Genomic DNA, 25,356 nt, shown 5'->3' with positions numbered 1-25,356 from the left:
CCTTAAAAAATGCCTAACACAGACATGACCCGTGGTCAATAGCTCCGTAGGGTTATTCCCCGTCCGGAAGCGAAAAAAAATCGCCCTGCAAAACCCATTAAGAATACAAAAAATTCTAATTGTATCACGAAATATCAGGCTATCCCTTGGAATGATTAGGCAGGAAAAAAGACCCCCTTGATCTCTGTCTTGACGGCGGGTGGAAATTCATGCATGGTGCATGGGAAGTTTTTTCCAGGCGGCGAGTTTTTAAAGGCCTTGACAGACTGCCGCAATACTACCCTCACAATTACTAGAACAGGAGTTAGTCATGAATGAAAACATGGTTTCTCACAGGTGGAAACCGCGAAAAAAGAGGGGGAAGACCTTCATGATTCAGGCGGGCCTCTTTCTTTTGGGGCGCGCTCTGGAGGCTGCTGCGGTCCTGGACAAGGACGCGCGCGCGGAGGTCGCAAAATGGAACGATCCCATGACCATCATGCTTCACGTCCATTCCCAAGGCCCCACCATGGTGCTGAAAAAGGAAAACGGGATTTTGCGCTACGCCGGGTCAACGCCGGTGGAGGCGGATCTCACCATTTTTTTCAAAAACCTGGAGTCGGCTTTTCTAATTTTTTCAGGACAAATGGGCTCCCCGCAAGGTTCTGCTGAGCATCGGGTCTCCCTCAAAGGAGACGCCAGCCAGGCCATGAGCCTCATCCGCTGCATGGACATCGCCCAGGCCTACTTGTTTCCCAAATTTATTGCGAAAAATGTTTTAAAATCAGTGCCTCCCATGACTCTGAAACGGGCCGGAATCCGCGCGGCCATCCTGGGCGTGGGCGTGCCCGTGGGGCTTGGAAAATTGGCAAGGCTTGTCCGGTAAAAAATTATGCCGCCCCGGGCGGCGGGAAAACGACTAAAAAATCAAGGAGCATGATAAATGATACCTTCCTATTACGAATATTATAATCCGGTCAAAGTAGTGGCCGGAAACAAGGCCGTGGACAATCTTCCCTACGAGCTGGAGCAGTTGGGCGCCAAACGGCCTCTGGTGGTTACGGATCAAGGCGTTGTGGGGGCGGGCCTCATGCAGATAGTGGCTGACGCCTTTCACGGCCAGGAGGCGGTGCTGGCGGCGGTTTACGAAGACACTCCCCCCGACTCCTCGGTGGAGGTGGTCAACCAAGTGGCCAAACTCTATCGCAAAAACAAGTGCGATTCCATTGTGGGGCTTGGCGGCGGATCGGCCATAGACACGGCCAAGGCCGTGAACATCGTGGTGACGGAAGACGTGGACGACCTCATCAAACTCATGGGCGCCGAGGTTCTTAAAAAAGAGCTGCAGCCTTTCATCGCCATTCCCACAACAGCGGGAACCGGGTCCGAGGTTACTCTGGTGGCCGTGGTGGCCGACACCAAGAGAGGCATCAAAATGCCTTTCACCTCCTACCACCTGTTGCCCAAAGTGGCGATTCTGGATCCCCGCATGACCCTGACCATGCCGCCTAAAATTACAGCCGCCACGGGCATGGACGCCATGACTCACGCCGTGGAAGCCTATACCTGCATCCAGAAGAACCCCCTTAGCGACGCCCACGCGACGGCAGCCATCGCCCTGATTCGGGACAACCTCCTCACCGCCGTGGAAAAAGGCTCCAACAAGGCGGCCCGCTTCGCCATGGCCAACGCATCTTTGCTGGCCGGCGCGGCCTTTTCCAACGCCATGGTGGGCGTCGTCCACGCCCTGGCCCATGGATTGGGCGGCGTATGCCATGTGCCTCACGGGGTGGCGAACACCATTTTCCTGCCTTTCGGCATGGAGTTCAACTTGGATAAAACCGGCGATCTGTACGGAGAACTGCTTCTGCCCCTGGCAGGAGAAGACGTTTACTTCAACACTCCCAAAAAAGACCGCCCGGCCCGGGCCGTGGAAGCCGTACGCGACCTGAATCGCCGGCTGAACAAAGCCTGCGGGCTGCCCATAACCCTGAAACAGGCGGGCGTGCCCCTGGACAAACTGGAAGAGGCGGCCACGGCCGTGCTTAACGACGGGGCCGTGACGTACAACCCCAAAGCCGTGAGTTACGAAGACGCCCTGTCCATAGTAAAAGCAGCCTACGACTGGTTGTAAAGGCTGGTTCTAGCCGTGCTTCAACCGTAATTAAACTGCGTTTTTTTGCGGCATTTTTGCCTTTACCAATTGCGCCCGTCGTGATACTATCCTAATCGTTGGGATTTCCGTTAGTTAGGCGGTCGAGGCCTCCCCCATGCCGGGGGATCTGCGCCGGACCGCCAAAAAGGCGGGGCTTTGCAGGCCGCGCCAGGTGCGTATACATGATAGATAGAAACATCGTTCTGGACAATGAAGCGGAACAGCTGTTTCGCGATTTGGGCGGCGTGGACGCCGGGAATAAAATCTCTCCCGCCAAGGCGGCCAATGGACTGGCGGAAGCTTTGCACGACGAGGAGAAACGCCGGGACGCCTGGCGCTTGCTTATGGTGGACTACGCCTTTGAGTTCACCACATTTATCCAGACGGCCCAGTCCGGCTCGCTGCAAAAAACCAAAGAATCCATCAACCGGATCATGGAGAATCTCCGCAAACTTTCCACCATGCCGGATCATGGAGAATGGCTGATTTTGAAATATCTGGGCCGGGTCATTCCCGGGGCCGGGTCCGCGTCCAAGCGCTATGATTTTATTATGCGTTACGGCGCTCTGTTCCTGGACCTTCCCCAGATTCAAGACACGGCCAGGCGCCTGGGCGTTACGGCCTCCCATATGCCCTCCAAGGCCACCACAGCCTTTGAATATCTGGGCAAGATCGGTTTGGGCGGCTTTGTTGTCCACATGGGCAAATGGACTGATGAAGACAGGAAGAACGTCTCCAACTCCCTGGAGCTTTTGGCGGGCTACTGGTACGCTTTGGCCCTTCAGTCGGGCGAGGCTCCCAAAAGCCCCGGAGAAAAGGAAAATACGCCCAAACTGACTCCCACGCCCATCGTTAAGGACGAAAAAGGCCGGCCCGACCCCAACCTTTCCCTGCTGGCCGCCTACAGCGGGGTCAAGGTAAAGGCGCTTACCCAACTGGTGCAAAAAATCAGCGTTATGCTGGCGAGGGCCAAGCAGGGCGATCCCTTGGAGCAGTTTACAGGCGTTTATGACACCATTTTCGCCTTTAAAAAATTAAAAGCCCAGCTTAAGCGCCCGCCTGTGGAAATGAACAGCGTGCGCTGGCTGATTACGGACCACCCGTCCGAGCCGGTCTCCCGGTTCAAGGCCAAACTCACCCGGATCATCCAAAGCGAGTTCGGACTGCAGCCGCAAAAGGTCGCCCGGACCCTGCACAGCCTGTACGCAGACGATTACGGCTCGGTGGACGCCTATGTTTTGGGCGAGCGGCTGGCCCTGGCCTCCGACGTGATCAACGCCGTGGAAACCGGCATGTCCCAAAAGAACGGCCTGGCCGCCGATCTGGACATGGAAGGGGAGTCCCTGATTATAGACATTCTGGGAAGCGTGGAAAGCCGCCTGGATCTGGTTCCCGACGAGGTGTATTACAGCATCACCATTTCCGGGGACGTTATGGTGGCCGCCAGCCTGTTTGAAAACGACTCCATATCCGCCACCCTGGATCACAAGTTGTTGGACCTGTTGGCGTTCTTTTCGCAGCGCTCCATCACGAAGAACAAAATCAAAAAAATGGTGGAAAACCCCATTGAGTTTGAAACCATTGATTTCCAAACCATTGCCAGAGACTTTTCCATCACGGTGAAGGACGCCGAGGACCTGGTGACCCTGCTCAGGGGATGCTTCGACCCCATGGGCGGTTTTTTACGCAGGGAGTTTGAGCGAAACATTCCGGCTTTCTCCCGGCACGAAAAAAAGGTCTTTGAATTCCTTTGGTATTATCTCAAGGAAATCATGGACAGGCACGACCGCATCGCCTTTTTGAACGCCCTGCAATTGCTCATTGACCGCATGAAAATGCGCAAGCAGGGCCTGGAAGTCCTGCTCAGGGATTTCTGCCACGATCCGGAAAATGTCACCTTTTACGACCGGAACGCGCTCATGCTGTCCACCTTGCTGCTGCGGAAATACAACAAGGAGCTCCATAACGACATCGAGATCACTCCTGAGGAGGTTCTCAGGGTTAAGGAGGGGCTCGACCCCCAGGCCGTGGCCTTCGCCGATAATTTCATCGAGCAGAACAAGGACGCGTTTTTCAGAAAGGTTCGGAGCATCCACCGGTCCTTGAAAGACACCCTGGACCCCTTTGGAACCAGGGATCCCATGCCGGCAAGGTACATCCTGACCCTGGAGAGGGAGGTGTATATCCTTCTTTCCCTGGTGGGCGGGGCCACCGCGCGCGCCGTTCTGCGCAGCGCGGGCAGGGAGTACGGCAACCCGGACGCGGACGTGTGGCGGCTTAAATACAGCAATGACCAGCTTTCTGGTTTGCTGCAGATTTTTCAGGTGATTATTCGCGCCATTGGGAGGGTGGGAACCACCTCGGACCTGGTGTTCCTTAAGGAGCTCCGTTCCAGCGAAACCTCCTTTTACGCCATCAGCAGGGAAGCCCATTTTAAGGGATTGTTGAGAAGGGCCATGGGGTGGGTGGAGGATTCCATGTCCGCCGTCACCCGGAATAAGGGGCCCGTAAAATGACGCAACCCCAGGCCAACGGCAAACAAACAGGCGTCCTGGACGCTTCGACGGTCATCCTTGTGCGGGACGGCGAGCAGGGGCCGGAGGTCTTCCTGGTCTCCAGAACCGCGTCAGCCAGGTCGTTTGCCGGGGCTCACGTTTTTCCCGGAGGCGTGGTGGATAAAAACGACGCAGACCCGGATTTGACCCTCTATGCGCAACAGCCTGAAACCAGGGGCCTGGAAGGCTTTTTGGGGGAAAGCGCCCAAGCGTTGGGATTATATTTTTGCGCCCTTCGGGAAACCTTTGAAGAATCCGGAGTGCTTTTCGCCTCCGGCCTTCCCTCCGGGGGTGTCCGTGCGTTATGGAAGTACAGAAACCCTCTGGGAAAAGGGGAAATTCCCCTGGCGCAAATGGTCAAGGATACGGATTTACGCCTGCGCCCGGACAGGCTGGCGCCTCACAGGCGCTGGATTACTCCGGAGCATATTAAAAAAAGATGGGATACGCGATTTTTTCTGGCCAAGCTGCCCGAGGGGCAGGAGCCTGCGGCGGATGAAGGGGAGGTGACGCAGGGCTTGTGGATCCGGCCGGAAAAGGGTCTGGAGGAATACCAGGAGGGCAGGTTGAACCTCATGCCGCCCACGTTCATGAACTTGTGGGCTTTATGCGGCAAAAAAAACGCGGACGAAATCCTGGCGGCCGGCGAAAACCAGGAAATCCGTCCTGTTCTGCCTCAACCTTTCGCAAAAGGGGAGGTCATGGGCCTGCTGCTTCCCCATGACCCGGAATACAGCATCCCGGAGTACAAACAGCCCCCCCGTACCGACGAACCCTCGCGGGTCGTAATGGAAAACGGCAGGTGGATGCCCTGTCTGTAAAATGGGAAAAGAAGACCAAATGGAAGACAATCAGGCGCCCGCTCCCAGAAATTTCTCCGTGTCCCAGGACATGAACGGCGTTTACGTCCTCAAAGGCGAACTGACCATCCATGACCTGGATTACCTGAAGGAATTCCTGGAGTCCTCCGCGATTCGATCCGGCAAGGTGGCGCTTTCGTTTTCCGAATTGGCCTTCGCCGATACGGCGTCATTGCAGTTTCTGGCGTCCTTTAAACGGGGCATGGGAATCGCCCATGGGCTGGTCATTGAAGGCCTTTCGCCCGAAATGGAAAAGATCCTGCGGATTAGCGGACTGGCCGCCCATCTGCTATAGGACGCCCAAAAGCTTCTTTTTGGTTGCACGCACGGAAAGATTGAGCGCATAGCACACACAAGCCGCCAGGCGGGGCCGGACGGCTGCAGCGCCGCCAGGATGGAGAACCATGCAAAAGCATATTCTGGTAGTAGACGACTCTCCCACCATCAGGTCTTCGGTTTCCTTTTGCCTGCGCAACGCAGGCTACGAGGTGGCCATGGCCGAGGATGGAGAGGACGCCCTGGAAGTTTTAAGCACCATGCGCAGGGAGGGAAACGTTCCGTCCCTGATCCTTACGGATATCAACATGCCTAAAATGGACGGCATCACTTTTATCGGCAAGGTTAAGCAAACCGAGTTCAAATTCCTGCCCATATTGGTGCTGACCACCGAATCCGAAAGGGACATGATAGAAAAAGGCAAGGCCGCCGGCGCCTCCGGCTGGCTGATCAAGCCTTTTCACCCGGAACAGCTGTTGTGGGCCATTAAAAAACTCATGTGGACCAGATGAACGAGGCCGACGAAACTTTACAGATTTTCTTTGCTGAGACGGACGACCTGTTGCGGTCCGCCGAAGAAAGCCTGTTGCGTTTGGAAAATAATCCCGGCTCCGGCGGGGAAGTGCAGGAAATTTTCCGAGCCATCCATACCATGAAGAGCGGTTCCGCCATGGTGGGCTTCACAAAGGTGTCCGAATACTCGCATTTGCTGGAAAATCTCCTGGAAAGGGTTAGGGGCGGGCAGTTGACCGTTACCAAGCCCTTGGTGTCTTTTCTGCTGGAAGACATCGATTTTTTAAGAAAAATGGTGGAAAGGGGAGGGCGGGGCGAACCCGAGGCCGAGCCGGAAGTCCTCCATGCAAGAAAGTCCCAGCTAAATCGTTTTCTGGGCATGGACGCGATATCCGAATCCGAACAGGAATCCAGATCCGAGTCTCAATCAAAGCCCCAGTCGGCCCCGGCGCCTCAACCTGCATCCAAGGCGCCTAAGGCGGCCAAGGAAAAAACAGCCAAAGCCCCTGCCGCAGACGGGCGAAGATATTATGAAATCGAACTGAAATTCCGTAAGGACCTGTTCTCATGGGGGCAGGATCCCATATTGCTGCTCTTGGGCCTGGAAGAGGTGGCGGACATTGTGGACGTGACGGCCGATATGTCCCGGCTGCCTGATTATGAATCTTTCGACCCATACAATCTGTACATATCCTGGCGATTGACGGCCAAGACAAAGGCTTCCCTCGAAGAGATGGAGGACGTCTTCATGTTCGTCCGGGACGATAATGAAATCTCCATTGAGGACATTACGGCCCGGTACAAGGAAGGGGTGGACATCGCCGTAGGAGAGCGCCCCCTGGGGGAGGTCCTCCTGGAAAGAGGCGCAATCACCAAGGGCGACCTGGACGTGGCCCTGGGCAAACAGAAGCGCCTGGGCGAAATTCTGGTGGAGGAAGGCAAGATCGATTCTTCCATGTTGGAGCAGGTCGTCGGCCAGCAGGAGGAAAGCCGGCAAACCTACCGAAAAACCAGCGTTCGGGTGGATGTGGAAAAAATCAATCACCTCGTGAACCTGGCGGAGGAAATCGGCATCGGCCTTTCCAGGCTCCAGAATTTTTTCGGCAGCGTGCCCGAGCTTTCCGGCGGAGAGGCGGACCAGGAGTTGGAAAACCTGCTTAAAGTCAATCGGGAGTTTCAGGAGCGGGTGGCCCAGGTCCGCATGTTTCCCCTGGAAGGAACCTTCCGCCGGTTTCAGCGCATCGCCCGGGATACGGCTTTTGAACAAGGAAAAAGGGTGCGGGTGTCCCTGATCGGGGTGGATACTGAGTTGGATAAGGAAGTGATCGAACACATCACCGATCCTTTGAAACACTTGGTTCGCAACTGCGTGGACCACGGAATTGAAACTCCGGAAGAGCGGGAAGCTGCAGGCAAACCCCCGGAAGGCGTCATCGAGTTCCGGGCTTTTCAAAAAGGCGGCATGATTTTGGTGCGCATCAGCGACGACGGCCGCGGGCTGGACCTGGACCGCATCGCCGAACAGGCCGTGGAGCGGGAGATCATCCTGCCAGGGGAAACGGTGGACAACTCCAACGTCCTGGATATTATTTGCCAGCCCGGATTTTCAACCGCCAGCGCCATTACGGCCCTTTCCGGCAGAGGCGTGGGCATGGACGTGGTCAGGAACGAAGTGGAGCAACTGGGCGGAACCATGCAGATCGAAACGGAAAAGGGCAAGGGAACCACGTTTACTCTGTCCCTGCCTTTGACCTTCGCTTTGCTGGAAGCCCTGCACATTAAGGACCAGGACAGGTCCTATCTGATTCCCTTATGGGGAGTCGTGGGAACCCAGGAATACGACCCGGCTCACGTGAAGTTTTTCGGCGCCGGGGAAAGGCTTTACACCTTCCGGGGAGAGTACGTCCCCGTGGTTCACTTGTCCAAGGTGTACGGCATTGATTGCGGTGAGGACCGGGTTGGCGGGGGCTCAATTCTGGTCTTCATCGATACGTCCAGGCAGCGCTTTGGCCTCTTGGTGGATAAAGTGCTTGACCCCCATCAGGTGGTTGTTAAAAGTCTGGAATCAAACTTTAAAAGCGTGGCCGGAATCTCGGGCGCAACGATTATGGGGGATGGTTCGGTGGCCTTGGTCATGGACCTGTTTGCCTTGGAAGAAATGTTTTTCAATAGATCTTCGGCAAGGAGCGACGCATGAAAATTTCGATGTTCACCAAATTAGCCGGTGCAGCAGTTGCGGGGACCGCCATGGCTTTTTTGGTGCTCTGGCCCATGGCCGGAGCAAACGGGGGGATTGTTGGGGGCGGCTACATCGGGTCGGAAGCTTGCAGCGACTGTCATAAAAAGCATTATGAATCCTGGTCCAATAATTCCAGAAAAGCTAAATCCTGGGAGTCCATCAACCGAATGAGAGAAGATGACGGCGACGGCGGACTGACGGACGAGGAAATCAAGGAATGCTACCAATGCCACACCACCGGATACGGCCAGGAAACCGGGTTTGTCAACGAGACCGAAACTCCCGGCCTGAAAAACGTGGGTTGCGAAGCTTGCCACGGCCCTGGAAGGCTGCATACCGAGACCATGGAAAAGGCGCACATTGTCAAAACGCCGACCATTGAATTGTGCGCCAAATGCCATGAACAAAAAGACGAAGACAACATCGGTAAAGTAAGACCTTTCCGATATAAAAAAGTAATTTACGCGGGCGCCCATTGATCCATAGGGGGACTTAATGACGAATTATTTCATGTCCATTCGTAAACGGACTCGGCTGCGCACCAAGATGCTTGTAGCTACGTTGTTCATTGTCATGCTCTTTATGGCAGCCAACCTGATCTACTTCTCTTCGGTGCAAAAGAAGATCGCCAAAACGCTCACCACCAATTTTTCCTATCAACTCATGGCCAAAGCCATGGGCGGCTTTGAGTATCCCATGCGGCTGGGCGACACCGACAGCGTCAGGCGAGAGCTGAGGCAGACGGGCGATCAGATGAGTCAGGCCATCGGCATAACCGATGAGGATGAAGGCAAAAAGGACAAGGACGGCAAGAAGTTGTCCGAGGCCGAAACCCGCGGTTTAAGCATTTACATTGTCAATCAGCGCAAGAAGGTCGTGTTCGCCTCTGATCCCGCCAAGGAAGGCTTGGAAGTGGTGAAGGACCGGCTCCTTTTTGACGAGGACCCTCAAACAGCCCTGGACGAAGCGTTGCAGTCCACGGATAGAGGCCCTTTCGCCTTTTTGGAGGAAAAAGCCAGGGAAGTCATCAGGCAGGAAAACAATGAAAAGGTGAAAAACAACATCAGGGCCGCCATTGAGCTTGCGGACACCGATCGCATGATGGACCGGATCGGCGAAATTTTTCCAAGTGTGACCGCCAGCAATAAAAAGGCTTTGGAAAACGCCCTTCAAAAAGCCAAAACCCCGCTGCGCCCCATGGTCTTTGAAGAAACCACGGGCGAGGCGCCCTTCATGACCGCCATCAGGCCCATCTTCAACAGGGACAGTTGCACCCATTGCCATGGGAAATCCCGCAGGGTGCTGGGCGCTATGATCATCCAGCAGCCCTTGAAGGAAACCCAATCCACGGTCACATATAACATTATCTACATGAGCGTCGCGTCCATACTGGCCTTGGGATTGCTTGTGGCCATCATTTACAGCCTGTTCCAGAGCATGGTGACCAATCGCTTGGGCGCCCTGCAGGAAAAAACCGCCCAGGTGGCCGGCGGAGACGTCAACGTGGAGGTGTACGACGACGCAGCCGACTCCATCGGCAGGCTCACCCGCAATTTCAACACCATGATTTTAAGCATCAAGGACCGGATTGAATACGCCAACAGCCTTCAATTGGGCATCTCAGACCCCTTCTTCATGACCGATACGGACCGTAAAATCACCTATGTCAATGAGGCGGCCCTCAAACTGGTGGGGCTGAGCAAGCAGGAGGTGCTGGAACGGCCCTGTCATGAAGTCTTTCTGGCCAGCGTATACAAAAACGAATGCCCCGTGCGCAGCGCCATGGAGAATGACGAGGCCGTCAGCGGCAAAAGAATCGCTCTGACCAACTCCAAAGGCGTGGAAGTTCCCATCCTGTGCAGTGCGGCCCTTCTGCGGGATTCCTCCGGCAAGATTCTGGGCGCCTTCCAGATCATGCGGGACCTCACCGCGGACGTGGAGGCGGAAACCCGCATTCGCGAGGCTTACGCCCGGGAGGAAAAGGGCAAGAAGGAACTGGAAATCAAGGTTATTGAGCTGTCAGAGGTGCTTGGCAAGGTCAGCCAGGGCGATCTTTCGCCCCGGGGAGTCCCTTCGGGCGCCAATGATTCCATGGACGTGCTCACCCATCGCATCAACGAAACCCTGGACGGCATGGCCGCTCTCATCAAACAGGTCAAGGAGGCCATCCTGCCGGTTATCAACGGCGTGCTTCGCATTTCCCGCGAGAACCAGAACCTGGCCCAGCGCACCGAACAGCAGGCCGCCGCCATGGAGGAAATCAGCGCCACCCTGGAGGAACTGGTCAGCAATACCGGAGAGAACCTGGCCAACACCCGCCATGCGGACGGCCTTTCCAAAGAGGCCGTCAAGGTGGCCCACGAGGGCGGCAGCGAGGTGGAACGCACGGCTGCGGCCATGTCGGAAATCGAATCGGCCAGCGCCAAGGTCGTGGAAATGATGGACCTCATCAACGAGATCACCTTCCAGACCAACCTGCTTTCCATCAACGCAGCCGTGGAAGCGGCCCGGGCCGGCGAGCAGGGCAGGGGCTTCGCCGTGGTCGCCAACGAAGTCCGCAACCTGGCCAAGCGCAGCGCGTCGGCCTCCAAGGACATCCAGGTGCTGGTGCGGGAGATTATGGACAAGGTCACCACCGGCCGCCAGTGGGTGGGCGAGTTGGAAGGCCGTTTCGCCAATATCGTGAAAACTTCAGGCCAGGTCTCCGACGCCTTGGGCGAGGTGTCCATGGGCAGCGAGGAAAGCTCCCGGGGCATCGAGCAAATCAACCAGGGCACCCAGGAAGTCTGCGAGGTCAACGAAAAGAACGCCTCCTTTGTGGATGAACTGGCCCAGGAAACCCAAAAGCTCAAGGAAAAAGCCCGCAAGCTCCAGGAACTCACGGCCGTCTTTGTCCTGGGGACCGAAGACATCATTTCCCATCAAATGGATTTTAACGAAGACGCCTTTGATCAGGAAATGCCCATGGAGGCCAGACCCTCCTTTGAAGGCCGGGAACGGCGCAGGGCCATGCCCACTTCCCGGGCCCTGAGGGACGACCTGATAAACACCCGGCCCTCCATGGAGGAAATGACCGACGATCTCCTGGAACAGGAATTTGAAGAAGGCTTCGAGGAGTTCTGATGGCTACCCAATACGTGGTTTTTTCCCTTAACGACCAATGCTACGGCGTGGAAATCTTCAAGATCAAGGAGGTTTTCAGCTATCGTAAGATTACGCCGCTGCCCCACGTCAAAGGCTTTGTTAAGGGAATCATCAACTTGAGAGGAGTCATCCTGCCGGTGTTCGATCTCCGGGAGAAATTCGGCCTGCCCTCCGCGGATTACACCCCTTTCCACGTAATCATTGTGGTGGAGATTGCCGGCCGGGTTATGGGGGTGATCGCCGATGAAATTTCGGACGTGGTGGAAATTCAGGCCGACGACTTCCAGAACACGGGAAACCTGCCGCCGGGCATATCTCGGGAATACCTGGCAGGGGTGGGCAGGAAAGACGATATGATGACGATCCTTCTGGATGTGGACCGGCTGCTGAGCCAGGAGGAATTGGAAATGGTGGACGCAACCTGAAATGATTCCCGTCCTGTCTGAAACGGAGTTCGAACTATTCCGGACCTTGCTTCAAAACAAGACAGGCATTTTGTTGAAAGCCGCCAGAAGGCAAACCCTGGGCAGAAGGCTGGCCAAAAGAATGGAAGCCCTGGGGATGAGTTCGTACACCGCCTATTACCGCATGCTCAAGGCGGGAAAGAACGAGGAGGAGCTCAGAGCCCTGATCAACCACGTCACGATTGATCAGACCAGCTTTTTTCGGGCCGGTCCGCAATTTGATCTCCTGGCCGGACGGGTTATTCCCGAAATCATGCAGAAAAACTACGGCCTTAAACAGATGCGCATCTGGTCCGCAGGCTGTTCAAGGGGGCACGAACCGTACAGCGTGGCCATGATGCTCCAGCAGGCGGCCCGGGAGTTGGTTTCATGGGACGTCAAAATTCTGGCCACGGATATTGACAGCGACTCCTTAAAATACGCTTTTCGGGGGCGATACACCGCCAATGAAATGAGCCATGTCCCCGAAGACTATGCAACGCGCTTCTTTAAACCGCAGAGACACGGGGGAAAAAAACTTTATGCGGTTAAAGACAGACTCAGGAATCCCATCCTGTTCAGGAGGCTGAATCTCCTGGACGCGCCTTATCCCATCAAAGGCCCCATGGATGTCATCCTGTGCCGCAACGTGATGATTTATTTTTCCAGGACTCAGAAGCAACAGATCATGGGGGAGTTTTTGCGGCTGTTGCCGATCGGGGGGTATCTTTGCCTGGGCGCCTCGGAATCATTGATAGGAATTGATGACCGCTTTTCCCTTTTAGGGCATGCGGTGTATCAAAAACAAAAAAACTAGAGAGCTGTATTTCAAACTCCCGAGGCGCCCTGCCTCACAGAATACAGGGGTTATTGCTTGAGGCGTTTTTACAGTCGCAAACTCAACAGGCAGGTAGTGCTTTTGAGAGCAGGCGAGTACCATGTTTGTACGAAAGGCGAGGTGCTGTACACCTTGCTGGGATCCTGCATCGCTGCATGCTTGTACGACAAGGAAAGGCAGATAGGCGGCATGAATCATTTTTTGCTGCCCGGCCTGGTGCACCCGGACGACATCTTCTCCTCGGAAGTCGGGCGCTACGGCATGTACGCCATGGAGTTGCTCATCGGCGATCTCATCAAAAAAGGCGCAAGGCGGGATAAGCTCCAGGCCAAACTTTTCGGCGGCGGAAAGGTGCTTAAATTCCGCAAGTACGACGGAAATATTACCGGGTCCAATATTCGCTTTGCAACCAAGTATCTGGAGTTGGAAGGCATCCCCCAGGAAACCTCCGATCTCGGTGGAAAACAAGGCAGAAAAATTTTGTTTTTTTCCGACACCACCAAGGTGTTGCTAAAAAGATTTGATATGGAAGCCGATCCTACTACTCTGGACGAAGAAACCGCCTACAAGGGCAGGGTCTTCTATCCCAGGAAGGCAAAGTCTTCCGTTATTTTGTTTTAATTTGTACGAGGCGACATGAAGAAATTGCGTGTACTGATTGTGGACGATTCGCCGATCATGCAGTCCTTGCTAAAACGCATTTTATCCGCCGAAGCGGATATTGAAGTCATAGGCAGCGCCTCTGATGCCTTTGAAGCAAGAGAGATGATTATCGCCGATCCTCCGGACGTCCTTACCCTGGACGTGGAAATGCCGCGAATGGACGGCATTACCTTTTTGAAACGGCTTATGTCCTACAAGCCGCTGCCCGTGTTGATGATCAGCTCATACACCACGGAAAACAGCATTCGAACCATGGAGGCGCTGGAAGCCGGGGCTGTGGACTTTGTGCCCAAACCCGTGCACGGCGCCGCCCATCAGAGCCTGGAGTTGCTGGCTGCGGACATCGTGGCCAAAGTGCGGGCCGCGGGCCGGGCTAACATATCCCCGGCGCAGGCGGTGCGGGTCGCCCCTAAAATGACCGCCCAAACCCGGGCCTCCAGGTTGTATAAAATCCTGGCCATCGGGGCTTCCACAGGCGGAACCACGGCGATCAGAAGGCTGCTGTCCTCCATGAATTTTCATACCAACGGAATTCTGGTGGTTCAGCACATGCCCGCCAACTACACCAAGTCTTTCGCCCAACGCCTGAACGACATGGTCCCCTGCGAAGTCGTGGAGGCCGTGGACAGGGAGAGGGTGGAGAAGGATAAGGTCATAATCGCCCAGGGCGGCAAGCATATGGTTCTTGCCAGGGACAGGGCCGGTTTTTTCGTTCGGATCACGGATACGCCGCCCGTGCATCACCAAAAGCCCTCGGTTGACGTGCTTTTCGAGTCCGCCGCCCAGGTTGCAGGCCGGGAAGCGGTAGGCATTATTTTGACAGGCATGGGGGAGGACGGAGCGCGCGGCCTGCTTAGCATGCGCCAGGCCGGCTGCTTTACCGTCGCTCAGGACGAAGCCTCCTCCGTGGTCTTTGGAATGCCCAGGGCCGCCATTGAAATGGGCGCCGCAACCCGCATTGCATCCCTGGACGCCATGCCTAACGACATTCTCGCCAGCGCAAAACTGCGGTGACGGGAAGCCGGACATGACTCCCGGCAAAACGAATATTTGCAAAGGCTTTTTGCATTATGGCTAATATACTCGTGATAGACGACAGCAGGCTCATCGCTCATGTGGCCAAAAACATGCTCACCGCAAGGGGGCATGAGGTGACTGTGGCCACCAATGGGGAGGAGGGGCTGGAGGCTGTGGCCACCATAAAACCGGACCTGATCCTCTTGGATCTCATCATGCCGGGCATGGACGGGTACGCGGTTTGCGAAAAAATCAAAGGCTCGCCCGCCACCGCCGACATCCCCGTCATCATGCTTACCTCCAAGGCCGAAACAGCCGACAAAGTCCGCGGCCTGGAAGCGGGCGCATCCGACTACGTGACCAAACCCTTTGAAGAAGGCGAACTGGTCGCCAGGGTCAACACCCATTTACGCATCAAGGAGCTCTATGAAAGCCTGCAGGAAACCAACCGCCAACTCCAGGAGCTCGCAAACCGCGACGGCCTGACCGGCCTGTATAACCACCGTTACTTCCAGGACGCCATGACCAAGGACTTCCAGCGGGCCATGCGCTATCATGAGTCCCTGTCCTGCGTTTTGTGCGATATCGACTACTTTAAAAAATTTAATGACACCTACGGCCACCAGACCGGCGACATCGTGCTTTCCACCCTGGCGAGAATCGTGGAGGACAGCTTGCGGGACACCGATCTGGCCGCACGATACGGCGGCGAGGAATTCGCCCTGGTCCTGTATCACACCCCGGCGGCCGCGGCCTTTATGGTGGCCGAGCGCCTGCGGGAATCCGTGGAGCAGCACGAATTCATCGCCAACGACCTAAGCCTGTCCGTGACCATCAGCGTGGGCGTAGCCACCTATCCCCACCCGGATATCCCGGACCATAAAACCTTGATTGAATGTGCGGATAAAGCCTTGTACAAGGCCAAAGAAAACGGCAGAAACCAGGTTATTTCCTTTTAAAGGCCCTCTCCAGGTCGTACTCCGTCCATAACAGCCAGGTGGGCCGCCCATGGGGGCATTGGGAAGGGCGCTCGCAGGCTTCCAGCTGCTTCAATAAAGCATCCATTTCCTGAATACTTAAACTTTGGTGCGCGCGGACCGATCCGTGGCAGGCCATGACGATCAGGCATTCGTCCAGGGCGTCGAAAAAATGGGCGTTTCCCCCGGCTTCGGCCACTTTTTCCACCATTTCCTGCACCATTTTTCCAATGTCCGAGTCCGCAAGCATGGCGGGCGCCGCCTTAACCACAAAGGTGCGCCCCGAAAAGCGGTCCACGTCCATGCCCGTCTTTTGCAGGTCCGGCAGAATGCGATCCAGGATTTCCGCCTCGATATGGGAAAGCTCAAAGGTTTCCGGAATCAGCAGATTCTGGATTTCAATCCCCCCAACTTCCATATGCCTTTTAAACTGCTCGAACAGGATTCTCTCGTGGGCCGCATGCTGGTCCACAATCAGCAGGCCCTTGGACGACCGGCAGATCACATAGGCGTTGGCGAACTGGCCCAAAGCCTTTAAATCCGAAACGCCGTCTTGAGGCGCCTCAGACTGGCTTTGTGTCGCACTCTGCGGCTCAGGCCTATCAGACCCCGGGTCCGGAACCGGCGGCGCCGGCCTGGAAAACGATGATTCCTCCCGAGGCTGGGCCGAGGGCGCGCCAGGACGCGAGGACGGAGCCGAAGGCCTTTGCGACTCCCTTGGCGCGTCGAATCGCGGCTCAGGCCGATACATAGGCGCCTGGGGAGGCGTGGCAGCGGCCGCTTTAATCCAGGAAGGCTCTTCCTTGACGTAGGACGAAAAAGACGCCTGGCTGGGCGGCTGCCTGAGCAAATCCTCGCTCGCCTCCGTACGCACGGGAGTTTTGGGCGGCGACTTCCACGGCGTCTGATCCAGGGCGTCCAGGCTTTCCTTTACTGTCGAGGACAGCGCCTGATGCACCATGGCGCCATTGACAAAACGCACCTCCGCCTTGGCGGGATGCACATTCACGTCCACCTGATCCGGCGGAACCCGCAAAAAGACCACGGCCACCGGATATTTACCCTTCATCAGGCGGCCTTTATAGCCCTCCATCAAAGCGTGGGTGACCAGCTTGTCCTTCACCAAACGGCCGTTGACAAAGATGTACAGTCCCCGTTTTGTCGTGCGGGAGAACTCCGGCATGGCCAGGCAGCCTTCAATGCTGACTTCCGGCTCTTTTTTGGAAAAACGAATGAGCCCGGGCGCCACGTCCTTGCCAAGCACGTCTGCAATCCGGTCCTGAGGATCCTGGGCCGCAGGCCACGAAAACAGCTTTCGGTCGTTGTGGACGAGTTCAAAGGCCGTTTCGGGCCAGCCCAAAGCCATGGCCGACATGGTGTCGGCTATGTGACCCATTTCCGTGGCAACGGTTTTCAGGAATTTTCTGCGGGCGGGTACGTTGTAGAATAAATCCGCTACGGAAATCATGGTGCCGGGCGGCGCCCCGATTTCCGACACGTTGACGATCTTGCCCCCCTGCATAACCACTTTGGTTCCGGCGGGATTATCCTTTTTTCGGGTGATCAGGGTCAGGCGGGACACCGATCCAATGGAAGGCAAAGCCTCCCCCCTAAACCCCAGGGTGCTGATGGAAAACAAATCGTCGTCCGTATAGATTTTGCTGGTGGCGTAGCGCTCCAGGCACAGAAGGGCGTCGTCCTTATCCATGCCCTCGCCGTTGTCCGCCACCTGAATCAGGGACCTGCCTCCCTTTTTCACATCCACCACGATGCGGGTGCTTTTGGCGTCCAGGGAGTTTTCCACCAATTCCTTCAAGACCGAACTGGGCCGTTCCACCACTTCGCCGGCGGCGATTTTGTTGGTAAGAATTTCAGGGAGAATCCTGACAGGAGCCACGAAAGTTCAGCCTTTATGAAAATCGGTTTTTTTTATATCAAATAAAAAAGCCAGGGAGGCCCGGGCTTTGAATTTACTTGCTCATTTCGCCCCTGACCAGCCGGGCTAGGTATTCGGACTCCGCCGGGTTCAGGTCAAAGCGCATGGCTGCTTCCTGCACGATGACGGACGGCTTGGCGTCCGGGTTTTCGCTGCGGAATTCCCCTACAAACTTCACGGCGCGGCGAATGTTTTCTCCCTCTGGCATAACTGTAGACATATTTTGTTCCCCTTGCGCCCGCGTTCCCTATAAATACGGGCGCTTTGTATGAAAATCCGTGGCCTTCTGAAAATGATGGCCAAGCCTCAATATTTTTTCCTCCTGAAAATGGCTGCCCTGCAATTGCAGACCGATAGGCAGGCCTTCCGACGAAAATCCGCACGGTACGGAAACCCCGCACACGCCCGCCAGGTTGGCGGACAGGGTGAAGATGTCGCTCAGGTACATGGTCAGCGGATCGTCTGTGTTTTCGCCCAATTTAAACGCCGGAGTGGGCGCCACGGGAGAGACGATCGCATCGCATTGTTCAAAGGCCTTTTTGTAGTCTTCCATAATCAGGGTGCGCACCTGGGAAGCCTTGCCGTAATACGCGTCGTAATATCCCGCGGAAAGGGCGTAAGTGCCGATGATGATGCGGCGCTGCACTTCCGGGCCGAATCCGGAGGAACGGGTGGCGTGATACATGTCGATCAACGAGTCCCTTTCCTCCCTCATCCCGTATTTTACGCCGTCGTATCTCGCCAGGTTGGAGCTGGCTTCCGCCGGAGCGATCACGTAATACACCGCCACGCAGTATTTGGAGTGAGGCAGAGAAACCTCCATCACTTCCACGCCCTGGCTTTCCATGGTCTTGATGGCCTGATCCACGGAGTTTTTTACGTCCGGGGTCAGACCGCCCATTTCAAAATATTCCTTGGGCATGCCAATGCGCATTCCCTTGACGTCTTCCTGGATAGCCGCCGAGTAGTCCGGAACCTCCACGTTTACGGACGTGGAGTCCGAAGGATCGTAGCCCGCCACCGCCTGCAGCAAAATGGCGGCGTCTTCCACCGTCTTGGCAAAGGGGCCGATCTGATCCAGGGAACTGGCGAAGGCCACCAGCCCGTAACGGGATACCCTGCCGTACGTGGGCTTCAGCCCCACCACGCTGCAGTGGGAGCCGGGCTGCCGGATGGATCCGCCCGTGTCCGATCCGAATGCGCCAAGGCACATGTCCGCAGCCACGGCCGCAGCCGATCCGCCGCTGGATCCGCCCGGCGTCCGGGTCAGGTCCCAGGGATTTTTCGTGGTTTTAAAAGCCGAATTTTCCGTGGAGGATCCCATGGCGAACTCGTCCATGTTGGTCTTGCCCACCAGCACCGCGCCGGCCTCTTTGAGCTTGGTTATGGAGGTGGCGTCGTATGGCGGGACGAAATTCCCCAAAATTTTGGAAGCGCAGGAAGTCAGCACGCCTTTGGTGCACATAACGTCCTTGATGGCAATGGGAATGCCGCACAAAGGCGCGGTTTCGCCTTGGGCCAGGGCCTTGTCCGCCTTTTGAGCGGCCTCCATGGCTTCTTCCTTGCTTACGGTCAGGTAGGCGTCCACCCGGGGCTCTACGGCTTCTATGCGATCCAGCACCGCCTTGGTCAGGTCCTGGCTGGAAATCTCCTTGCTCAATAATTTTTCACGGGCTTGCCCGATGGTGAGTTCATGCAGTGCCATGAGGGCTTCTCCTATATGACCTTAGGGACGATAATATCCGTGTCTTCCCGTTCCGGCGCATTGGAAAGGGCCAGATCCGGGTCCATGGAGTCCTTAACCTTGTCTTCGCGAAAGGCGTTATTCACGGAAATGGCGTGAGACGCCCCTTCCACCCCCTCAGTGTCCACGGTATTGAGTTGATCTACATAATCCAGAATGTCCCCAACCTGGCGGGAGAACATAGCCACTTCCTCGTCCGTCAGGTCCAGACGAGCCAGCTTGGCTACGTGGCGCACTTCCTCTTCGCTGATTTTCATGCGATTCCTCCAAAAAAAAACGGGAAGATATAAACTATTTTTTAACGATCAGATAATCGTTCCAATCCTTGGAAAGCCTTCGGGTCAGGGCCTCAGCTTCTTTTCTGCTTTTGAAATGGCCCATTCTCACCCGGTAAATGGTTCTTCCCGGCTCCGGGTGAGCCTCCAGCATATAAGCGGGATAGCCCATTTTCAAGAACTTGTCCACCATGCGGGCGCCGTCCTGCTGATGAAGCACCGCCGCCACCTGGACCGTCCAGAAATCGTAGGACTCTTCCCCGGCGGCGGGCTGGGAAGCCGCCGGCTGCGCAGGGACCGCAGGAGCGGGCGGAGGCTGGCTTTGCTTGGCCGCCTGCAACGGAGCGGCCTCCTGGACGTTCTCAGGCCTTTTGTTCGCCCTCAAATGCACCGGAGTTCCGCTGCTATCGTCGGACTCCGGGGTGATGTTTTCCTCTTGAGGAAATGAATAGTCCGCCGAAGGATTCTTAACCTGCTGGAAAAAATCGTATTCGCTTTTTCGGGCCAACTCCTTTTCCAATGCCTCGGCCTGGGCCTTTTCAGCCCGAATCACGGCCGCTTTCAGACCGGCAAGCTCTTTTTGCATGGCCTCTATGTCAAAAGTCATGGGGCTTTGGCCGCGTCCCACATAGATGCCCAGCGTAAACATGGCGGCCATGGACGCAAACACAAAGAGTACGAATACGAAGAATTCCTTCCTGGTAAATCGAAAATCCCTGTCCCTTGTTTTTGCTTTGGCCATTATCCCCTCCGGCGGGCGAACCGCCATGCAGAACCAGATTCCGACGCAATCAGGCGCCAAGATGCGGAAAGAGGGCTTTTTGCTTACATGCTTTCAGGGGCCGACACGCCAAGCAGGGCCAGGCCGTTGCGAATGACCTGCCTGACCGTGGTCACCAAATCCAGCCGGGCCTTGGTTAACACAGGCGTTTGGTCCTCCTTCAGCACCATGTGGTCATGGTAGAACGAATGAAAGGCCGATGCAAGCTCCCTGAGATAAAAAACGATGCGGTGAGGCTCCAAAGTCCGGGCCGCGCCCTCCACAATCTCGGGATACCGCGCCAGAGCCTTCATTAAACGTATTTCCTCGATTTCTTTCAGGATTTCCTCGTCCCTGTCCCAGTCAAAGTCCAGGGAAACCGGAAAATCCTTGGCTTTCGACTCTATGGAGCAAATTCGCGCATGCACGTACTGGACGTACCAGACCGGGTTTTCGTTGGTCTGCTTTTTCGCCAGCTCCAGGTCAAAATCCAGGGGGCTTTCATAATGCCGCGAAAGAAAGATAAACCGCGCCGCGTCCGCGCCCACTTCGTTCACCACGTCAGCAAGGGTTTCGAACGTGCCGCCCCGGGTGGTCATGGCGAGAGGTTCGCCGTCCCGAAGCAAATTGACCAGCTTGACCAAGACCACCTCAAAGGCGTCCTTGTTCCGGCCCACCGCGTCCACGGCCGCCTTCATACGGGCGATGTAACCGTGATGGTCCGCGCCCCACACGTCGATAACCCGGTCAAAGCCCCGGTCGAATTTGTTTTTGTGGTAGGCAATGTCCGAGGCGAAATAAGTGGTCAGGCCGTTGTTCCGCACAACCACTCGGTCTTTTTCGTCGCCGCGATCCTCAGTCTTGAACCACTTGGCGCCGTCTTTTTCGTAAATGTCGCCGGTCTTTTCAAAATGCTCCAGGGCGTTCTGCACGCTGTTGTCGTCGTACAGGCTTTGCTCCGAAAACCAAACGTCGTGAACCACCCGGAAGTCCTTGAGGTCCTTTTTGATGCCGTCCAGAATGTCGTTGGCCGCAAACCGGGCGCACCATAAAACGGCGTCCTCTTCCTGCATGGAATCCAGGTCGGCCAGGTTTTCGTCCTGAATGCGTTTGGCCAGGTCTTTAATATAGTCTCCCTGGTAGCAATCCTGGGGAAAGTCCACTTCCTTGCCCTTAAGCTCGCAATACCGCAGCCAGCACGAAAGGCCCAAGGTGCGGATTTGGCGGCCGGAATCGTTGATGTAATACTCCCGCTCCACCTCAAAGCCGCACATGTCCAGCAAGGCCGCCAGGGCGTCGCCCACGGCCGCGCCCCGGCCGTGACCCACGTGCAAGGGGCCGGTGGGGTTGGCGCTGACGAACTCCACCTGGACTTTTTGACCGGCGCCTATTTGGGAGCGGCCGTATTCATCGCCTTTATCCAAAATGCCTTTCACCACCCGCTGCCACAGGCTGGGACGCAAATAAAAATTGATAAAACCCGGGCCGGCGATTTCCGTCTTCACCAGAAAATTTTCCGGATCTTCCAGATTGTCCACAATGGCCTCAGCTATTTTCCGGGGGGCCATCTTCTGGACCTTGGCCATGACCATGGCGATATTGGTGGAAAAATCTCCATGGGCTTCCTGCTTGGGCTCTTCCAGGCCGGGTTGGGGAATGGCGTCCGAGGGCAATACGCCCTGTTCGTGGGCCTTGAATGCGGCCCGGGTGATCATTTCGGCAAGTATTTCTTTCATTTTTCCACGTCTGGTTTTATAATTGTTTTCAATGGATAGGGCGGTTTCGATCCTGAACCCTATTAATGTACCACGACAAATATAATCATGATACCAAAAGGGTAAAATTTTTATTTGTTTTGCCCCCTCAAGTCAAGGCGTTTGCCAACGGCTTGAAAAAATATTATATTATCATTGTAAAACAATCTTAACTCTTCGCATAGCAAGCTGCAAGTAAGGGGGCGGCGCCTGGCGCGTCCAAGGTCAATATGAAATTGAATACGATAAAAACATGGTTTCTGGCAACCCGGCCCTGGTCCTTTGCAATGAGCCTGATTTCCGTGGGCGTCGGCGCAGCATGGGCGGGCGATTCCGGCGTGTCCTGGTTCTGGCTGATCCTCACGGCCATAGCCCTGGTTTGCATCCACGGGGCCGCCAACCTGACCAACGATTATTTCGACTACAAAAATAAGGTGGACATTCCCGGCGCGCCCACTACAAAATACCGGCCCCATCCCCTGGCGCAAAACCTGTTGACCCTGCATGAGGTCAAGTGGTTTGCATTGACTCTGTTCGCCGTGGGGATCGCCCTTGGCCTGATCATGGCCGCCGCCAAAGGGTGGCCGCTGATTGTGGTGGGGGCGGCCGGAGTATTTATAGCCGTGGCCTACACCGCGCCCCCTATTGCCCTGAAGTATCACGCTTTGGGCGAGCCCCTGGTCTTTTTATGCTGGGGGCCGCTGGCCATCCAGGGGGCCTATTTCGTCCAGACCGGAGAATTTTCATTGCCGTTGCTGCTGGTGTCCGCGCCTTTCGGCGCTCTGGTCAGCCTGGTGCTGCTGGCCAATAACCTCCGGGACGCGGAATTCGACCGCAGGCAGGGCATTTCCACCATACCCGTCAGGTTCGGAGGCCGGTCCGGCCGGCTGCTGTTCGCCGGATTGATCGCCCTGTCATTTGGCGGAGTCGCTGTTATGGCCATATTCGGGCCCTTGCCCGTTTGGTCCCTGGCCGTGCTCCTGGCCTTGCCCCTGGCCTGGCCCATGTTCAAAATGGTTTCTCAAGATATTCCCGATGATGCCGATGCACAAACAGCCAGGCTGGACACCGTGTTCGGGGTTCTGCTGCTGGCATCCCTGGTATTGGAGCACGTCATATGAAAGCCAAGTCCTTCGCCGGATACGATATTTTCCTGGCGGTCGGCATTGCAGCCTTGTTGTGGTTTTTTTCCTTTTCCGTAAATTACGGGCAGTTTTGGATTAAAATAATCCTGTCCGCCCTGTGCCTGGCCGGTCTTGCCGTATGGTTCGGCTCCCGCAAACGATTTCCCAATTTTGACGCCAACGCCATTATGCTGGGCGCCGCCTCGGCAGCCATCCTGTATCTTATCTTTTGGATAGGCGGCAAGACCTCGGGCATGATCCTGCCTTTCGCCTCCCAACAAGTGAGCAGCATATATTCCAAGGTCCTGGGGCCGCCCACCTGGATGCTGGTTCTGTTTTTGTTTTTCATCACAGGGCCGTGCGAGGAGGTTTTCTGGCGCGGATACGTCCAGGACAAGCTAATGAACCGCCTGGGATCCTGGCGCGGCTGGGCCGCCGCCACCCTGCTCTACGCAGGATTTCATCTGGTGACCTTTAATTTTATGCTCATCGCCGCGGCAGGCGTCGCCGGCGCCTTTTGGGGCCTCATGTACATGCAAAACCGCAGGCTTGCCCCGGCCATCGTGTCCCATTCCCTGTGGAGCGTGTTCGCCTTTGCAATCATCCCCATCATGACCCCGGGCGCCTAAATCCGGCCCGAATCCCTTGACATCCCCCCAAAACCTTAGTTTATGAACTAAGAACTGCAAACAGCGGGGAAAAGGCAAAATAAAAAAACAAAAGAAATTTTTGCCTCCGGCAGTGAAAAGCCAAACAGCCAAAGAAGTATTTTGCCTCCGGCGGTAAAAGCAAAAAGAAAACTGCGCCTCCGGCGGCAAACTTTTGAAAAAGTTTGATCAAAACTTTTTAAATGGCGCTGCGCGCAGGGGGAGGCTATGTGTAGGGGCAGGGTTTCCCGGCGAAACGTAGGGGCAGGGTTTCCCTGCCCAAAAACAGCGCAGGAGCCGGCATCGTAGGTTGGGTAGAGCTTGCGAAACCCAACAAATAACGCCGCGAAGCGGCCTCATTTATTCATAGTAGTTGCGCGGTCCCCGCGCCCGTAGCCGCAGGGCTTGCCCTGCAAATTTTGTCATTCCTGCGAACGCAGGAATCCAGCGTCGTTGTCTTTTTTTTCACGAATCCAGGTTGCATCCGTCCTCCTGGTTTATGTAGAAATGACTCTGGGTTCCCGTTTCCGGCATTTTGTCACGATGATTGCAAACAACCGCAATCATCCCGCCAAAATCCCTCCACGGGAATGACGGCCAAGGAGGCTTTCCGCGCCCATACCCGCCGGGTTTCCCGGCGAAACCTAGGGCAGGGTTTCCCTGCCCGAATTCAGGCGCGTCTTTCGCGCCCGCTAATTTTGATTAAAACCAGGAACACCATGGATAAGGACCCAAAAACCGTCCAGGAAATGTTCGGCAGGATCGCCGGGCGCTACGACCTTATGAACACCCTCATGACCATGGGACGGGATCAGTCCTGGCGCCGGTTCGTGTTACAGACCGCTGCTCCGCCCAGGGGCGGAAGCCTTTTGGACGTGGCTTGCGGCACCGGCCCCATGGCCTTGATGGCGGCGGCCATGTTTCCTTCCGTTTCCGTGACCGCCGTGGATTTTACGGAAAACATGGTGCGCACCGCCCTTTCCAGGCCGGGAAGGCAAAAGGTTTCCTGGGGAATCGCCGACGGCCTGGCCTTGCCCTTTGGGGATAACAGCTTTGACGCCGTGACTTCGGGATATTTAATCCGCAACGTGCCCGATCCGTTAAAGGCCTTTCAGGAGCAGGCCAGGGTGGTCAAGCCGGGAGGGAGGGTGGTTTGCCTGGACACCTGCCCGCCGCCGGACGGCCTCTTAAAGCCTGCGATCATGGTGCACATGAAATATGTGATTCCTTTTCTGGGGCAGATGGTGGCGAAAAACCGCAGCGCTTACGAATATCTTCCCGACACCACCGCCAACTTCATGAATCCCCAACAGTTGACGGACCTCATGAAGCAGGCCGGACTCAAAAACATCGGCTTCCGCCAGTTCATGTTCAACACCCAAACCGTGGCTTGGGGGGAAAAGTAATCAATCTTCTGTCTAAGCGACAGTTGCAGGAGGGACGCTCAAGCAAACAAA

23 protein-coding genes are annotated in these 25,356 nt (G+C 56.0%); 17 read left to right on the top strand and 6 right to left on the bottom strand.

The window, feature by feature from the left end:
- The first annotated feature begins 310 nt into the window (after positions 1 to 310).
- The 14 genes from BUE18_RS16695 (at position 311) to BUE18_RS16630 (ending at position 15,641) form a co-directional block, all read left to right on the top strand.
- A complete protein-coding gene (locus BUE18_RS16695; RefSeq protein WP_073477334.1) occupies positions 311 to 865 on the top strand; it encodes a hypothetical protein in 555 nt (184 codons plus the stop codon).
- A gap of 57 nt (positions 866 to 922) precedes the next feature.
- Positions 923 to 2,113 (top strand): iron-containing alcohol dehydrogenase, encoded by a 1,191-nt coding sequence (locus tag BUE18_RS16690; RefSeq protein WP_073477333.1) that lies wholly within the window; start codon positions 923 to 925, stop codon positions 2,111 to 2,113.
- A 203-nt stretch (positions 2,114 to 2,316) separates the two neighbouring features.
- A complete protein-coding gene (locus BUE18_RS16685) occupies positions 2,317 to 4,650 on the top strand; it encodes a hypothetical protein (RefSeq protein ID WP_073477332.1) in 2,334 nt (777 codons plus the stop codon).
- Complete coding sequence (locus BUE18_RS16680) at positions 4,647 to 5,510, top strand: NUDIX hydrolase (RefSeq protein ID WP_073477331.1); 864 nt, start codon at positions 4,647 to 4,649, stop codon at positions 5,508 to 5,510. The genes BUE18_RS16685 and BUE18_RS16680 overlap by 4 nt, the downstream gene beginning before the upstream one ends.
- A gap of 19 nt (positions 5,511 to 5,529) precedes the next feature.
- Positions 5,530 to 5,844, top strand: coding sequence for an STAS domain-containing protein (locus BUE18_RS16675; protein ID WP_170868391.1), 315 nt, complete (start codon positions 5,530 to 5,532; stop codon positions 5,842 to 5,844).
- A 109-nt stretch (positions 5,845 to 5,953) separates the two neighbouring features.
- Entirely contained in the window at positions 5,954 to 6,337 is a 384-nt protein-coding gene (locus BUE18_RS16670; protein WP_015949207.1) for a response regulator, read from the top strand.
- On the top strand, positions 6,334 to 8,535 hold the full coding sequence (locus tag BUE18_RS16665; protein WP_073477329.1) for a chemotaxis protein CheA: 2,202 nt from the start codon (positions 6,334 to 6,336) through the stop codon (positions 8,533 to 8,535). Before BUE18_RS16670 ends, BUE18_RS16665 begins: the two co-directional genes overlap by 4 nt.
- Positions 8,532 to 9,056: a cytochrome c family protein gene (locus tag BUE18_RS16660; protein ID WP_083611084.1), complete on the top strand. Its 525-nt coding sequence runs from the start codon at positions 8,532 to 8,534 to the stop codon at positions 9,054 to 9,056. The genes BUE18_RS16665 and BUE18_RS16660 overlap by 4 nt, the downstream gene beginning before the upstream one ends.
- Before the next feature lie 16 nt (positions 9,057 to 9,072).
- Positions 9,073 to 11,700 (top strand): methyl-accepting chemotaxis protein, encoded by a 2,628-nt coding sequence (locus tag BUE18_RS16655; protein ID WP_073477328.1) that lies wholly within the window; start codon positions 9,073 to 9,075, stop codon positions 11,698 to 11,700.
- Positions 11,700 to 12,146, top strand: a complete 447-nt coding sequence (locus tag BUE18_RS16650; protein ID WP_073477327.1) for a chemotaxis protein CheW — start codon at positions 11,700 to 11,702, stop codon at positions 12,144 to 12,146. Before BUE18_RS16655 ends, BUE18_RS16650 begins: the two co-directional genes overlap by 1 nt.
- A 1-nt stretch (position 12,147) precedes the next feature.
- Positions 12,148 to 12,981, top strand: coding sequence for a CheR family methyltransferase (locus BUE18_RS16645; RefSeq protein ID WP_083611083.1), 834 nt, complete (start codon positions 12,148 to 12,150; stop codon positions 12,979 to 12,981).
- Positions 12,982 to 13,077: 96 nt separating this feature from the next.
- Positions 13,078 to 13,623, top strand: coding sequence for a chemotaxis protein CheD (locus BUE18_RS16640; protein WP_139264778.1), 546 nt, complete (start codon positions 13,078 to 13,080; stop codon positions 13,621 to 13,623).
- 15 nt (positions 13,624 to 13,638) lie between these two features.
- Positions 13,639 to 14,679, top strand: coding sequence for a protein-glutamate methylesterase/protein-glutamine glutaminase (locus BUE18_RS16635; protein ID WP_073477325.1), 1,041 nt, complete (start codon positions 13,639 to 13,641; stop codon positions 14,677 to 14,679).
- A gap of 56 nt (positions 14,680 to 14,735) precedes the next feature.
- Positions 14,736 to 15,641, top strand: a complete 906-nt coding sequence (locus BUE18_RS16630) for a diguanylate cyclase (protein WP_073477324.1) — start codon at positions 14,736 to 14,738, stop codon at positions 15,639 to 15,641.
- Here BUE18_RS16630 and mutL read toward each other — a convergent pair.
- The 6 genes from mutL to argS all read right to left on the bottom strand — a co-directional run bounded on the left by mutL (position 15,628) and on the right by argS (position 22,110).
- The gene (gene mutL, locus BUE18_RS16625) at positions 15,628 to 17,556 is read right to left on the bottom strand and encodes a DNA mismatch repair endonuclease MutL (RefSeq protein ID WP_073477323.1); all 1,929 of its coding nucleotides are present in this window, start codon (positions 17,554 to 17,556) and stop codon (positions 15,628 to 15,630) included. The two genes, BUE18_RS16630 and mutL, sit on opposite strands and share 14 nt — an antisense overlap.
- A gap of 73 nt (positions 17,557 to 17,629) precedes the next feature.
- Positions 17,630 to 17,815, bottom strand: coding sequence for a hypothetical protein (locus tag BUE18_RS16620; protein ID WP_073477322.1), 186 nt, complete (start codon positions 17,813 to 17,815; stop codon positions 17,630 to 17,632).
- Between the two features lie 27 nt (positions 17,816 to 17,842).
- Entirely contained in the window at positions 17,843 to 19,300 is a 1,458-nt protein-coding gene (gene gatA / locus BUE18_RS16615) for an Asp-tRNA(Asn)/Glu-tRNA(Gln) amidotransferase subunit GatA (RefSeq protein ID WP_073477321.1), read from the bottom strand.
- A gap of 11 nt (positions 19,301 to 19,311) precedes the next feature.
- Positions 19,312 to 19,596 (bottom strand): Asp-tRNA(Asn)/Glu-tRNA(Gln) amidotransferase subunit GatC, encoded by a 285-nt coding sequence (gatC, locus tag BUE18_RS16610; RefSeq protein WP_028316045.1) that lies wholly within the window; start codon positions 19,594 to 19,596, stop codon positions 19,312 to 19,314.
- A gap of 34 nt (positions 19,597 to 19,630) precedes the next feature.
- Positions 19,631 to 20,356 (bottom strand): SPOR domain-containing protein, encoded by a 726-nt coding sequence (locus tag BUE18_RS16605; RefSeq protein ID WP_073477320.1) that lies wholly within the window; start codon positions 20,354 to 20,356, stop codon positions 19,631 to 19,633.
- A gap of 83 nt (positions 20,357 to 20,439) precedes the next feature.
- Entirely contained in the window at positions 20,440 to 22,110 is a 1,671-nt protein-coding gene (gene argS / locus BUE18_RS16600; protein WP_073477319.1) for an arginine--tRNA ligase, read from the bottom strand.
- Between the two features lie 248 nt (positions 22,111 to 22,358).
- On the opposite strand from argS, the gene BUE18_RS16595 reads away from it, so the two are divergent.
- The 3 genes from BUE18_RS16595 to BUE18_RS16585 all read left to right on the top strand — a co-directional run bounded on the left by BUE18_RS16595 (position 22,359) and on the right by BUE18_RS16585 (position 25,305).
- On the top strand, positions 22,359 to 23,249 hold the full coding sequence (locus BUE18_RS16595; protein WP_073477318.1) for a prenyltransferase: 891 nt from the start codon (positions 22,359 to 22,361) through the stop codon (positions 23,247 to 23,249).
- The gene (locus BUE18_RS16590; protein ID WP_073477317.1) at positions 23,246 to 23,881 is read left to right on the top strand and encodes a CPBP family intramembrane glutamic endopeptidase; all 636 of its coding nucleotides are present in this window, start codon (positions 23,246 to 23,248) and stop codon (positions 23,879 to 23,881) included. The genes BUE18_RS16595 and BUE18_RS16590 overlap by 4 nt, the downstream gene beginning before the upstream one ends.
- Positions 23,882 to 24,618: 737 nt before the next feature.
- Complete coding sequence (locus BUE18_RS16585) at positions 24,619 to 25,305, top strand: ubiquinone/menaquinone biosynthesis methyltransferase (protein ID WP_073477316.1); 687 nt, start codon at positions 24,619 to 24,621, stop codon at positions 25,303 to 25,305.
- Positions 25,306 to 25,356: the final 51 nt, after the last annotated feature.

It is taken from the genome of Desulfatibacillum alkenivorans DSM 16219, assembly GCF_900142135.1.
Taxonomy (GTDB): Bacteria; Desulfobacterota; Desulfobacteria; order Desulfobacterales; family Desulfatibacillaceae; genus Desulfatibacillum; species Desulfatibacillum alkenivorans.
Note: the sequence above shows the minus strand (reverse complement) of the source record. Positions and strands in the feature narration are given on the sequence as shown.

Coding starts and splice junctions, on each gene's coding strand:
- BUE18_RS16690 (WP_073477333.1), top strand. CDS start 923: ATGATACCTTCCTATTACGAATATTATAATCCGGTCAAAGTAGTGGCC.
- BUE18_RS16650 (WP_073477327.1), top strand. CDS start 11,700: ATGGCTACCCAATACGTGGTTTTTTCCCTTAACGACCAATGCTACGGC.
- BUE18_RS16655 (WP_073477328.1), top strand. CDS start 9,073: ATGACGAATTATTTCATGTCCATTCGTAAACGGACTCGGCTGCGCACC.
- BUE18_RS16585 (WP_073477316.1), top strand. CDS start 24,619: ATGGATAAGGACCCAAAAACCGTCCAGGAAATGTTCGGCAGGATCGCC.
- BUE18_RS16675 (WP_170868391.1), top strand. CDS start 5,530: ATGGAAGACAATCAGGCGCCCGCTCCCAGAAATTTCTCCGTGTCCCAG.
- BUE18_RS16630 (WP_073477324.1), top strand. CDS start 14,736: ATGGCTAATATACTCGTGATAGACGACAGCAGGCTCATCGCTCATGTG.
- BUE18_RS16635 (WP_073477325.1), top strand. CDS start 13,639: ATGAAGAAATTGCGTGTACTGATTGTGGACGATTCGCCGATCATGCAG.
- BUE18_RS16590 (WP_073477317.1), top strand. CDS start 23,246: ATGAAAGCCAAGTCCTTCGCCGGATACGATATTTTCCTGGCGGTCGGC.
- BUE18_RS16660 (WP_083611084.1), top strand. CDS start 8,532: ATGAAAATTTCGATGTTCACCAAATTAGCCGGTGCAGCAGTTGCGGGG.
- BUE18_RS16685 (WP_073477332.1), top strand. CDS start 2,317: ATGATAGATAGAAACATCGTTCTGGACAATGAAGCGGAACAGCTGTTT.
- BUE18_RS16605 (WP_073477320.1), bottom strand. CDS start 20,356: ATGGCCAAAGCAAAAACAAGGGACAGGGATTTTCGATTTACCAGGAAG.
- BUE18_RS16670 (WP_015949207.1), top strand. CDS start 5,954: ATGCAAAAGCATATTCTGGTAGTAGACGACTCTCCCACCATCAGGTCT.
- BUE18_RS16620 (WP_073477322.1), bottom strand. CDS start 17,815: ATGTCTACAGTTATGCCAGAGGGAGAAAACATTCGCCGCGCCGTGAAG.
- BUE18_RS16695 (WP_073477334.1), top strand. CDS start 311: ATGAATGAAAACATGGTTTCTCACAGGTGGAAACCGCGAAAAAAGAGG.
- BUE18_RS16645 (WP_083611083.1), top strand. CDS start 12,148: ATGATTCCCGTCCTGTCTGAAACGGAGTTCGAACTATTCCGGACCTTG.
- BUE18_RS16680 (WP_073477331.1), top strand. CDS start 4,647: ATGACGCAACCCCAGGCCAACGGCAAACAAACAGGCGTCCTGGACGCT.
- BUE18_RS16595 (WP_073477318.1), top strand. CDS start 22,359: ATGAAATTGAATACGATAAAAACATGGTTTCTGGCAACCCGGCCCTGG.
- BUE18_RS16665 (WP_073477329.1), top strand. CDS start 6,334: ATGAACGAGGCCGACGAAACTTTACAGATTTTCTTTGCTGAGACGGAC.
- gatC (WP_028316045.1), bottom strand. CDS start 19,596: ATGAAAATCAGCGAAGAGGAAGTGCGCCACGTAGCCAAGCTGGCTCGT.
- gatA (WP_073477321.1), bottom strand. CDS start 19,300: ATGGCACTGCATGAACTCACCATCGGGCAAGCCCGTGAAAAATTATTG.
- argS (WP_073477319.1), bottom strand. CDS start 22,110: ATGAAAGAAATACTTGCCGAAATGATCACCCGGGCCGCATTCAAGGCC.